The organism is Sulfuriflexus sp. (assembly GCF_032250955.1).
Classification (GTDB): domain Bacteria; phylum Pseudomonadota; class Gammaproteobacteria; order AKS1; family AKS1; genus Sulfuriflexus.
This window is the reverse complement of the sequence record NZ_JAVVES010000077.1, coordinates 1-11,516: the sequence shown is the minus strand read 5'-3', so window position 1 is coordinate 11,516 and position 11,516 is coordinate 1. Positions and strand designations below refer to the sequence as shown.

Genomic DNA, 11,516 nt, shown 5'->3' with positions numbered 1-11,516 from the left:
TACAATATATGACGCCGGTGGAGTACGAAGAACGAGCTACCGGTAATTAAATCGTCCGTTTTATTGGGGGAACCTCATAGGGATTAAACTTTGACCAATGTCATGTGTTTGACTATTATTCTCTAATAATAAATACATAGTACTATCAGGCATCGCAAAGGAGTTGCACATGCCACGAACCGCACGGACGTATTTGCCGGGGTTGCCGTATCATCTCGTGCAACGGGGAAATAATCGGGAAGCCTGTTTTATCGAGCCGGAGAATTACCAGTATTATCTGGAACTCTGGAAGGAAGTATCCAGGCGCTATGGTGTGGCGGTGCATGCCTACTGTCTTATGACCAACCATATCCATTTTTTGGTGACGCCCGACACACCCACCGCGATATCCAACGCCACGAAGGTGGTTGGAAGTCGCTACGCCCAATACATCAACCGGCGCTATAAACGGACCGGGACACTCTGGGAAGGCCGCCATCGGCCCAGCTTAATCCAGTCCGAGAAATACCTGCTAATCTGCCATCGCTATGTTGAGTTGAATCCGGTCAGAGCCGGCATGGTGGCCCGGCCCGAGGAATATCACTGGTCGAGCTATGGTGTCAATGCCTGGGGCGACGTGAGCTGGTTAACGCCCCATGAGGAATATCTGCGGTTGGGGCAGACGCGTGATACGCGCTGTCATGCTTACCGGGAGTTATTCAACTATCAGTTCAGCGAGACTGACTTGCACCGGATTCGTAAGGCAGCGCATTATTGTCAACCGGTGGGTGATGATCGATTTCGGCAACAGATTGAGAAGAAATACGGTATCAAGCTGGGACAAATGAAGCGCGGCAGGCCGAGGAAAAAGAAAGACGAGGAAGGTGGTTAAAAAATAATCCCTACGTCCCCTTTATTCATTCAACCTGTTTATGGTCATTTTTCACCACCAGGTACACAAAGTTTCGAAAAGTATAGCTTGATGCTTCGCGTTCCCTGCGTCTTTGCGCCTCTGCGTTGGGCTTTTAAATAATCAAAGGTTTTAGCTTATGAAATGGTTAGACAAGATCTCGCTCACGACACTCGTCATCATCGCCCTGTTGCTCGGCCTGGCGCCGTTTATGCCGGAACCGCATGTCTGGGAAAAACTGAAAATGCTCGCCGCCGGCACACTGAGCAAGCCCATCGACATCTTTGACCTGTTTATGCACGGCACGCCGTGGGTGCTGTTGTTCCTGAAACTGATCCGTATGGGAACTACGAAGAACAGCTAACCGCGATCTCACTCGCCCAGTCCGGTGGTGGCGCGGCATAGTGCTCGTGGCCGGGATTGTAGGGCCTGTAACCACCGATGACCAGTGACAGGGATTAACACGTGTTCAATGTGTGTCTTTACAGGATTACCTTGATCTTGCTCATGGAACAGTAAGCCGTATATAAACTAGACTATAAACAGATAACGTTTATCTTTGAGGAGTGAATCATGCTTGGCGAACACCACCATCTGGCAACAGAGTTTCCGGAATACAAGGAACAGATCCATAAACTGAAGGCAGACGATGCGCATTTCAGTAAACTTCATGATGAATACAACGCACTGGATGACGAAATTTACCGTATCGAGGAGGGCATTGAGACCACCGCCGATGACTACCTTGAAACACTCAAGAAGAAACGGCTGGCTCTCAAGGATGAGCTCCTGACCATCATTAAACAGGCATAGGGGGCAGCATGGCTGAAGATGAATTAGAGAAACTGGTCGCGCGACGCGACGAACTTCGCGCCAGGCTCGAGGCGATTGAAAATGACTACCGCCAGGGGCTGGATCGCGACACAGAGGAACAGGCCTTGCAGCTGGAGAACGCCGAGGTGCTGGCGGGTATCGCCAGGATCGCCGCGGAGGAGTTGACCGAGATCCAGAAACGCATCGCCGAGATCTCCTGACTCAGGCCTTGACCGGGGTCACCCTGGCGGCGGCCTGTCGGGCATTCGCCCTGGCCGTGTCGGTATCGTCCGCCCAGGCCAGGGCCACACCCATGCGCCGGCGCGTAAAGGCCTCGGGCTTCCCGAACAGGCGCAGGTCGGTCTGCGGTATCTGCAAGGCGCGATCCACATCCGCAAAGGCAATACCCTTTGCATCCATGCCGCCGTAGATCACGGCGCTGGCACCGGGGCTGCGCAGTGCAGTGGATACCGGCAGGCCGAGGATGGCGCGGGCATGGAGTTCAAATTCGTTTTGTAACTGCGTGGTCATGGTCACCATGCCGGTATCGTGAGGGCGCGGGCTGACCTCGCTGAACCAGACATCATCACCTTTAATAAATAACTCAACACCGAACAGGCCGCGGCCGCCGAGTTCGCCGGTTACTGCGCGGGCAATCTCTCTCGCGCGCGCCAGCGCGGTTTCACTCATGGCCTGTGGTTGCCAGCTCTCGACATAGTCACCGTCTTGCTGCAGATGGCCGATGGGCTCGCAGAAGTGGGTTTCGATTTCGCCATCCGCACCCAGGGCGCGCACGGTCAGCAGGGTGATCTCGTAATCGAAGTCGATCATCTCCTCGACGATGATGCGCAGGCCCTGCACCCGGCCACCGCTCATGGCATAATCCCACGCGGTTTGCAGGTCCTCGGCACTGCGCAGGGTCGATTGACCCTTGCCGGAGGAAGACATCACCGGCTTGACGATGCACGGGTAGCCGATGCCGCCGTCAATGGCCTGTTGCAGTTCGGCACGCGACTCGGCAAAGGCGTACCTCGAGGTTGGCAGGCCGAGGGTATCGGCGGCCAGGCAGCGAATGCCCTCGCGGTTCATGGTCAGTTGCGCGGCGCGTGCGGTCGGGATCACGGTGGCGAGCCCGTCCCTTTCGATAGCCGCCAGTTCATCGGTGGCAATGGCCTCGATCTCGGGGACGATGAGATGCGGGCGTTCCTCTTCGACCAGTGCCCGCAAGGCGAGCGGGTCGGCCATGTTGATGACGTGGGCGCGGTGGGCGACCTGGTGCCCGGGGGCGTTTTCGTAACGGTCGACGCCGATCACCTCGACGCCGAGGCGTTGCAGGGCAATAATGACTTCCTTGCCGAGTTCGCCGCAGCCGAGCAGCATGACTTTGGTTGCGCCGGGCGAGAGGGGGGTACCGAGTTGCATGCAGGTCACCTTATTATTAGACGGTCGGCTATGATAAAAGATCGTTTCGCCGTGTGCATGGGAATTGTCAGCGCGAGTCACACCGCCGGGTTATCGGCGCGGCGGCTGCGATGTGGTAGCCTATAGGGCAGAATTTAGCGGCCCGGCCGGAAAGCCGGGCCAAATACGTTTCGGAGAGTTAAGTGGTTGATTCAGTGATAGATATAAGTAACAAGAACTCCTTTAACCGGGAAGAACTATTGAAAAGCGGGCATGGCGAGTTGCTGGGTCCCGGCAATGCACAACTGCCCCTGCCGCCGATGCTGATGTTTGACCGCATTACGCATATCAGTGACGAAGGTGGCGCCAATGGCAAGGGCCAGATCATCGCCGAGCTCGATATCCGCCCCGACCTGTGGTTTTTCGACTGCCATTTCGAGGGCGACCCGGTCATGCCGGGCTGCCTGGGCCTGGATGCCATGTGGCAGCTGGTGGGCTTTTTTCTCGGCTGGAAGGGCGGCCCGGGCCGTGGACGGGCGCTCGGTTCCGGCGAGGTAAAGTTTACCGGCCAGGTCACCCCGAAAAACAAGCTGGTGAGCTACCGTATCGATTTGAAGCGTGTCATTATGCGTAAATTGGTGATGGGGATCGCCGATGCCTCGATGGAAGTCGATGGCAAGGAGATTTATACCGCCAAGGACTTGCGTGTTGGTCTGTTCACATCGACTGAAGATTTCTAAAAGGGGTTTCGTATGAGACGTGTCGTCGTCACCGGCCTGGGCATAGTTTCCAGTATCGGCAACAACGCCAGGGAAGTAACGGAGTCACTACGTGAAGGCCGTTCGGGTATCGAGTTTTCGCAAGAGTACGCCGATCTCGGCTTTCGCTCGCATGTGCATGGGCCGGTCAGGATCGACCCGGCTGAACTCATTGACCGCAAGCTGAAACGCTTCATGGGCGATGCCGCGGCCTACAATTACCTGGCCATGCGTGAGGCCGTCGAGGACTCCGGCCTGCCGGAAGACGTGGTCTCGAATGTGCGTACCGGCATCATTACCGGTTCCGGCGGCGGCTCCAATGAAAATATCGTCATTGCCACCGACACCCTGCGCGAGAAGGGCCTCAAGCGTATCGGCCCGTACATGGTCACACGCACCATGGGCAGCACGACCTCGGCCTGTCTTTCCACTGCCTTCAAGATCAAGGGCATCAACTACTCGATCAGCTCCGCCTGTTCCACCAGCGCGCACTGCATAGGCAATGCCTATGAACAGATCCAGATGGGTAAGCAGGATGTCATGTTCGCCGGTGGCGGCGAAGAGCTGCACTGGAGCATGACTGACCTGTTTGATGCCATGGGGGCGCTGTCCTCCAAGTATAACGATGCCCCTGAGACTGCCTCGCGAGCCTACGATGCCAACCGTGACGGTTTTGTGATCGCCGGTGGCGGTGGTTGCATCGTGCTCGAGGAGCTCGAACACGCGCAGGCGCGTGGTGCGAAGATCTATGCCGAGCTGATTGGCTACGGTGCCACCTCCGACGGTTATGACATGGTCGCACCGTCAGGCGAAGGTGCGATGCGCTGCATGCAACAGGCCATGAGCACGGTCGATGCACCGATTGACTACATCAACGCCCACGGCACGAGCACCCCGGCCGGGGACATGAAAGAGCTCGAGGCCGTGAAGAATGTCTTTACCGACAAGATCCCGCCGATCAGCTCCACCAAGTCCCTCACCGGACACGCCCTCGGCGCTGCTGGCGTCAACGAGGCCATCTACTCGTTGCTCATGCAGCAGGAAGGTTTTATCAGCGCCTCGGCCAACATCACCGAACTCGATGAGGCCGCCGCCGGTATTCCTATTGTCATGGAACGTGTCGACAATGCCCGGCTCGACACGGTGATGTCGAACAGCTTCGGCTTTGGTGGCACGAATGCAACCTTGATCTTCGGGCGACTGAAAGATTAAAAGCTAATTGGACAGGATTAGCAGGATTTAAAAAACGGGCCTTGGGCCCGTTTTTTATTGTTGCTGCAGCGTTGTGACTACTCGCGCTGCAGTGTCAGGTTATGGCAACGGGTCTCTTTTATGCGTAAGGCACCGATAAAGGCGAGGGTTGCGAAGCCGAGCATGAGCGACATGGCATCCTGGTAATTTTGCCAGCTATAAACATTGATCCCCGCGGCGGTTGCGCCGTCCCAGCCCTGATCCAGCACCCAGCCAAACAGGGGCTGCATGATCGCCGCGCCAAGAAACAGGCCGGTGTTTACCAGGCTGATAGCCATGCCGGAAAGGGCCGGTTGCGTGACCTCTTTGGCGCAAGGGTAGGTCAGCACAAAGCCACCGCCGGTAAGACCGATTAGCATAAACAGCAGCATGGCCAGCATGCCCGGTTGCCACGGCACATAGATCAAGGCCAGCCAGGCCAGCATATAGATCGCGGCGCTGGTGAGGATCACCGGCTTGCGTAAACCAATGCGGTCAGAAAGCCAGCCCGCCAGCAGGGTGCCCACGGCAAGGCTTAGCAGGGTAATCGTGGTGTAGAGCGAGGCCTCATCGCGGCCGAGATCAAAGCTGTCCCTGAGCAGCGGGATCCCCCACAGGCCGGCAAAGGCAAACAGACCGCCAGCCATGCCGAAGTTGATCCAGAAGCCCGGCCAGACGGCGAGGTTCCGAAGCACCGCGAGCAGATCCCTGAACCAGTGCTGATGGCGTTCGGCATGTGATGCCAGGCCATCCATTTCCCGCACCGAGGGAAAGCCGGCATCTTCAGGCCGGTTGCGCACATACAGCAGGCTCAACACGGCCAGGGCCAGCGAGACGAAGCCCATGGCGAGAAAAATCTCCCGCCATGTCCAGATATTCAACAGGGCCGACAAGGGCCGGGCCGCCAGCACCGAACCCAGGTTGCCCATGAGAAGCGTGACACCGGAAACGAGCCCATAGATCCTGTCTCGGTACCAGACCGTGTTGTTTTTCATCAAACCGACAAAAATCACCGACACGCCCAGCCCGACCATGAAGCGGCCCAGTGACGCCAGCTCGAAGGTTTCCGCCATTGCAAACAGGATCGAACCGAGGCCGGCAATAAGGTTCCCCGCCGTCACCGAGGCGCGATTGCCCAGCGTATCGGCCAACACCCCCGCAGGGATCTGCATCAGGGTGTAGATGTAGTAATACATGGCCGCCAGGGAGCCCAGCGCCGCTGCTGAGGTATGGAAAGTGGCCATCAGCTCGGCCGACACCACGGCGGGTGCCATGCGATGAAAATACACCGACATATAAGACACGATCAGAATCAGGTAGATGCTCGTGCGCACCCAGCGAAAGCGGCGTTGTTCATCAATGTGCATGGCAATGACAGGTCATAAATAAACAGCGATTATCGTAGTGGCTTTCTTGTCTTTGAGCCAGTGATTAATGGAGTTAAAAATACAGGACTGGATAGATTGAGGTATCGGGTATTGAACTTATGTTCTAAATAGACGAACGGGTTGAGCCTGACGCTGCTTGTTAAGGGTTTTTAATGTTTAATCTATGGTTGCAGCCAGGCCGTTGAGTGACGCCGGAAGCTTCGTCCCGATTAAATCAAAGCTTATCTTCCGGTCACTTATTTGAATGGCGCCTCTAAGCATATCGATATTTTCCTTTTCAGTGGTGGCATCCATGATCTCAAAAATGCTCTGCAGGGCAAGGCCGGTTTCTCTTTTCTGGTTCGGGTCTAATCCTGAAATTAACCAGCTATTGGTGGCATGCGCATCTCCAGACACACCCAGGCTAAAGAAATGTTCTACAAGTATACTAATCAAATTTTGTTCGCCGACATGGTCCTTTAAAAAAGTCATTATTTCCTTGTCGGTCATATCTGAAGCGGGCGGCAATAAACATTTGAGTTTGTCAGGCAAAAATGACATTAAAGTCTCTCCGTTTACTCTGCCATGCAAAATATCTTCTTTTATCATTTGCTCATAGTCCGGTTTGGGATTGGACTTTGTTCGTTTCGATAATTGAATCAGTGCCATTGCTTCGCTTCTGTGACCACTGACCGCAAAGCCTGATAATAGGTGATCAAGAATGTCATGTACAAAAACAGAGGTATTAATCTGCTCGCCTGTTTCACGCGTGGAGGCGATGATGACGGGGTCGCCGATAGTTACATCCAGCTTCCAGCCCCGGGCACCAAACCCGTCATTCCATGATTTCTTATAGGTCACAGGTATGGAAACACCATTCGTGAGAATGCGCAGAAATTCTTTTGGGTAGTCAGCAAGATTGCAGAATGAATGGTCTGGCTTCATTTCATTTATACTCTTTACTTTCCAGATAAAGAAGGTTAGTAACAAAATCTAATGCCAATAATTCCCGGTTGTCAGCTATCCCTCTCGACTCACTTATCATGACCAGGCTTCACTCCTTGGTTGGGCGTTTTATCTTTTAATCCTAGCAGGTGAGCGGGACAACCGCGAATCACTTTTTCTCTAGATTGGCCGCTTTTCCATTCATCCATTCTCGCGCAGTGGCGCGAAAAGATACTCGAGGCCATTCACCTTCACCTCATGCACGATGCGCAGCATTTGCCCCAGCTCGCCGTTGGGAAAGCCTTTATTGGCAAACCACACCACGTAGGGTTCGGGCAGGTCGATGAGCAGGCGATTCGCATATTTGCCAAACGGCATGCGGTATTGAGCGAGTTTCAGGAGCAGGGCGGGGTCGCCGGGCAAGTCATCAGCAGAGGTATCTGCGCCGGCCATGGTTGTCAGGCGAAGCGCTGCTTCAGGTAGTCGATGATTTCATCGGATTCATACATCCAGCGAACCTCGCCATTCTTGTCGGTGATTTTCAGGCAGGGCACCTTGATGGTACCGCCGCCGAGCAGGAGAGCTTCACGGTTCTCGAGGTCGTTCTGGGCATCGCGGATCTCGATGTTCAGCGACAGGCGCTTCATGGCGCGGCGCACCTTGATGCAGAACGGGCAGGTACGGAACTGGTAGAGGACCAGGTTTTTCGTCTGGCGGTCGATCTCGTCCTGTTCGATCTCGGGGCGTTCGATGCCCTTCGGAGTGGTCACGAGGTCCCAGAATAAAATGACCGGGCCAAGCAGGATGCGGATAATCTGGAAGAAGGTGCGGATAATGAACTTCATGATACTCAGTATGCGTTACGTGAATCTTGTTTGTATGAGTGGCAGGCGGGCCGGCCGGGGTGCGAAGTGTAGCGCGGCTGTGTGCCTGATTACAAAGGCTTTGATTTGATCCCCTCATCCTAACCTTCTCCCTGAGGGAGAAGGGACTTACCCCCTCTCCATCAGGAAGAAGGGACTTACCCCCTCTCCATCAGGAAGAAGGGACTTACCCCCTCTCCATCAGGGAGAAGAGACTTACCCCCTCTCCATCAGGGAGAAGAGACTTACCCCCTCTCCATCAGGGAGAAGAGACTTACCCCCTCTCCCTGAGGGATAACCACTGCCTTGGCTGTCGTAGTTTGACAGCCTAGGCGAGGTTAGTTGTTCTATCAGAGGGCGGGGGTGAGGGGGAATAATGATTTTTTGCCAAACCTTGACCTTGATCGCGTGCTGACCGAGACTGCCTGCCCTGATGCCTGACTCTTCCCACAATGACGCCTTGAGCCCGGCCCGGCAGGTCCTTGCCAGGGTCTTCGGTTACGATGACTTCCGTTTTACCCAGGAGGCGATCATCGGGCAGATCACCGCTGGCGGCGATGCGCTGGTGCTGATGCCGACCGGTGGCGGCAAGTCGCTGTGTTACCAGATCCCGGCCTTGCTGCGCGAGGGACTGGGTGTGGTGATCTCGCCGCTGATCGCGCTGATGCAGGACCAGGTCTCGGCCCTGCAGCAGCTCGGTGTGCGTGCCGAGTTCCTGAATTCATCCATGAGCCAGGAAGAGGCCTCCCGGGTGGAGCAGGCGGTGCGCGACGGGGAGCTCGACCTGCTGTATGTCGCCCCGGAACGCCTGATGCTGGAACGAACCCTGGGCCTGTTGTCGCGTTCGCGGCTGGCGCTGTTTGCGATTGATGAGGCGCACTGTGTCTCGCAGTGGGGGCATGATTTCCGTCCGGAATATATCCGCCTGAGTATCCTCCACGAGCGTTTCCCCGAGGTGCCGCGCATCGCCCTGACCGCGACCGCCGACGAGGTCACGCGCCGCGAGATCGTCGAGCGTCTGGCCCTGCAGCAGGCGCAGCAGTTTGTCAGCGGCTTTGACCGGCCGAACATCTGTTACCGCATCAGCGAGAACCAGGGCAATGCCCGTGAGCGCCTGTTGCGTTTCCTGCATAACGAGCACCCCGGCGACGCGGGGATTGTTTATTGCCTGTCGCGCAAGAAGGTCGATGAGACCGCCAGGTGGCTGACGCAAAAGGGCCTGACCGCGCTGCCGTATCATGCCGGCCTGCCGCCGGAAGAACGGCGTCTCAACCAGGCGCGTTTCCTGCGCGAGGATGGCGTGATCATCGTCGCGACGATCGCCTTCGGCATGGGCATCGACAAGCCGGATGTGCGCTTTGTCGCGCACCTGAATCTGCCGAAGAGCCTAGAGGCCTATTACCAGGAGACAGGCCGTGCCGGGCGCGACGGTCAGCCAGCCAATGCCTGGATGGTGTATGGCCTGCAGGATGTCATCATGCTGCGGCAGATGCAGGCCGGCTCGGTCGCGCATGAGAACCACAAGCGTGTTGAGCGGCACAAGCTCGACAGCATGCTCGGCTTTTGCGAATTGACGCGTTGCCGGCGACAGGCGCTGCTCGAATACTTCGATGATCACAGCCTCACGCAGCCCTGCGGCAACTGCGATACCTGCCTGACGCCACCCGAGACCTGGGACGCGACAGTGGCCGCGCAAAAGGCTCTGTCCTGCATTCACCGCACCGGGCAACGTTTCGGCGTCAATTACCTCGTGGATATCCTGCTGGGCAAGGACACTGACCGCATCCGGGATTTTGGCCACGACAAGCTCACGACCTTCGGCATTGGCAAGGAACTCGACCAGCAGGCGTGGCGTAACCTCTACCGGCAGTTGATCGCCCACGGCCTGCTCAGTGTGGACCTGGAAGGTTATGGTGGTCTGCATCTGACCGAGGCCTGCCGGCCGGTGCTGCGCGGTGAGCAACAGCTCATGTTGCGCAAGCTGCCGGCAGGCAAGGGGCGCGGTGGCGCCGCTGCGCGGGACCGCAAGGCCTCGCAGTTTGCTGGTGAGGCCGACAAGGCCCTCTGGCAGGCACTGCGGGCAAAGCGCCAGCAACTCGCCGCGGAGCAGTCGGTGCCGGCCTATGTCATTTTCCATGATGCCACGTTGATGGAAATGGTCACTTACCGTCCCGAGACGCGGGAGCAACTGGGGCGTTTGAATGGCGTCGGTGAGCGCAAGCTCGAGGCCTATGCGGAAGACTTCCTCGCCGTGATTGCCGAACATCTGGGGGCCGAAAATGCGCCGGCCACCGACACGGTCGAAGAGAGCCTGCAACTGTTTCGCGTTGGCATGGATGCGGAGCAGATCGCCCGCCAGCGCGACCTGACCGTGAGCACGGTCATGAATCATTTGGCCAGGGCCATTGAGCAGGGACAGGCTGATGTGAGGGAAGTCACCGGCCTGGACGAGGAAGCGCTCAACGCGATCCGCTTTGTCCTTGAGCACAGTGACGACAGCAGCAAACTGAAGCCGGTGTTCGAGGCACTGAATGGCGAGCATGACTATGCCGTGTTGCGCTGTGTGAAGGCATCCATGGATCAGGGTTGATTAATCGCGCTTCAGACTGCCGAGGAAACGAATCAAATCACGCCAGCTTAAAATTCCCACTGGCTTATCTTTCTCGACGATAGGGATACAGGAAATTTTATTCTCGTTAAAAAGGGCGATGGCAGTATAGATATCAGCATCGGCAGGTAGCGAAACGGGTTTGCGTGTCATGACGTGGTGCACTTTCTTCTGCAGGGTAGCGAGATCCTTTTCTGTTTCGGCCAGAGTACCGATAGTGGGGCCCAGGGCCTTGAGCAGGTCGCGGTCGGACAACACACCAAACAGCTTTCCCTTTTCAACCACCAGCAGGTGATGAAAAGAAACCGAATCGAAGATTTTCTTGACCTCGGCCAGGGTATCATCCATTTCCACGCTGATGGCGAAACGACTCATTAGATCTTTGACAAGCATGCAACTCCCATTGGCCGATAGGGAAAACGATAGTGCCGGCACAGCTTTTACTTTACCTCAATCTGCTGCGAAATGGCCTAAAAAATATCTAACGGCGTCAGTCTGGCCGGACGGCGGGGGCATCTTTGACACATGAGCCTATACTCTTTGAGAATACGTTTTTAATATAAAGATTCACTGCTGTCCCGTTAACATAAGCCTGACAAGCAGTAAGCTTCGAGAAAATAAGGTAACCAGGTTGATTGATGC

General features: G+C 56.2%; 13 protein-coding genes. 7 read left to right on the top strand and 6 right to left on the bottom strand.

Going from position 1 to position 11,516, the window contains the following annotated elements; translation table 11 throughout:
* Positions 1-169: 169 nt before the first annotated feature.
* The 4 genes from RQ738_RS11930 to RQ738_RS11915 all read left to right on the top strand — a co-directional run bounded on the left by RQ738_RS11930 (position 170) and on the right by RQ738_RS11915 (position 1,923).
* Complete coding sequence (locus tag RQ738_RS11930; protein ID WP_314165454.1) at positions 170-871, top strand: transposase; 702 nt, start codon at positions 170-172, stop codon at positions 869-871.
* A 157-nt stretch (positions 872-1,028) separates the two neighbouring features.
* Positions 1,029-1,253, top strand: a complete 225-nt coding sequence (locus RQ738_RS11925; protein ID WP_314165453.1) for an RND transporter — start codon at positions 1,029-1,031, stop codon at positions 1,251-1,253.
* Positions 1,254-1,462: 209 nt separating this feature from the next.
* Positions 1,463-1,702, top strand: coding sequence for a YdcH family protein (locus RQ738_RS11920; RefSeq protein ID WP_314165452.1), 240 nt, complete (start codon positions 1,463-1,465; stop codon positions 1,700-1,702).
* A gap of 8 nt (positions 1,703-1,710) precedes the next feature.
* Positions 1,711-1,923 carry a hypothetical protein gene (locus RQ738_RS11915; RefSeq protein WP_314165451.1) on the top strand — a complete coding sequence of 71 codons (213 nt, stop codon included), beginning with the start codon at positions 1,711-1,713 and terminating at the stop codon, positions 1,921-1,923.
* A 1-nt stretch (position 1,924) separates the two neighbouring features.
* Here RQ738_RS11915 and purT read toward each other — a convergent pair whose 3' ends face one another.
* Positions 1,925-3,124, bottom strand: coding sequence for a formate-dependent phosphoribosylglycinamide formyltransferase (gene purT, locus RQ738_RS11910; protein ID WP_314165450.1), 1,200 nt, complete (start codon positions 3,122-3,124; stop codon positions 1,925-1,927).
* A 203-nt stretch (positions 3,125-3,327) separates the two neighbouring features.
* Here purT and fabA point away from each other — a divergent pair, with 203 nt between their 5' ends.
* Together fabA and fabB are read left to right on the top strand one after the other, a co-directional pair.
* Positions 3,328-3,843, top strand: a complete 516-nt coding sequence (gene fabA / locus RQ738_RS11905; RefSeq protein ID WP_314165456.1) for a 3-hydroxyacyl-[acyl-carrier-protein] dehydratase FabA — start codon at positions 3,328-3,330, stop codon at positions 3,841-3,843.
* Between the two features lie 12 nt (positions 3,844-3,855).
* Positions 3,856-5,073, top strand: coding sequence for a beta-ketoacyl-ACP synthase I (gene fabB / locus RQ738_RS11900; RefSeq protein WP_314165448.1), 1,218 nt, complete (start codon positions 3,856-3,858; stop codon positions 5,071-5,073).
* 77 nt (positions 5,074-5,150) lie between these two features.
* Here the strand turns inward: fabB and RQ738_RS11895 are convergent, their stop codons facing one another.
* The 4 genes from RQ738_RS11895 to RQ738_RS11880 all read right to left on the bottom strand — a co-directional run bounded on the left by RQ738_RS11895 (position 5,151) and on the right by RQ738_RS11880 (position 8,248).
* Entirely contained in the window at positions 5,151-6,458 is a 1,308-nt protein-coding gene (locus RQ738_RS11895; protein ID WP_314165447.1) for an MFS transporter, read from the bottom strand.
* Between the two features lie 177 nt (positions 6,459-6,635).
* Positions 6,636-7,403, bottom strand: a complete 768-nt coding sequence (locus tag RQ738_RS11890) for a hypothetical protein (RefSeq protein ID WP_314165446.1) — start codon at positions 7,401-7,403, stop codon at positions 6,636-6,638.
* A 201-nt stretch (positions 7,404-7,604) separates the two neighbouring features.
* Positions 7,605-7,856 (bottom strand): DUF3820 family protein, encoded by a 252-nt coding sequence (locus RQ738_RS11885; RefSeq protein ID WP_314165445.1) that lies wholly within the window; start codon positions 7,854-7,856, stop codon positions 7,605-7,607.
* A gap of 5 nt (positions 7,857-7,861) precedes the next feature.
* A complete protein-coding gene (locus tag RQ738_RS11880; RefSeq protein WP_314165444.1) occupies positions 7,862-8,248 on the bottom strand; it encodes a glutaredoxin family protein in 387 nt (128 codons plus the stop codon).
* Positions 8,249-8,699: 451 nt separating this feature from the next.
* Here RQ738_RS11880 and recQ point away from each other — a divergent pair, with 451 nt between their 5' ends.
* Entirely contained in the window at positions 8,700-10,856 is a 2,157-nt protein-coding gene (gene recQ / locus RQ738_RS11875; protein ID WP_314165443.1) for a DNA helicase RecQ, read from the top strand.
* On the opposite strand, the gene RQ738_RS11870 is transcribed toward recQ, so the two are convergent.
* Positions 10,857-11,267: a CBS domain-containing protein gene (locus tag RQ738_RS11870; RefSeq protein WP_314165442.1), complete on the bottom strand. Its 411-nt coding sequence runs from the start codon at positions 11,265-11,267 to the stop codon at positions 10,857-10,859.
* Positions 11,268-11,516 lie beyond the last annotated feature (249 nt).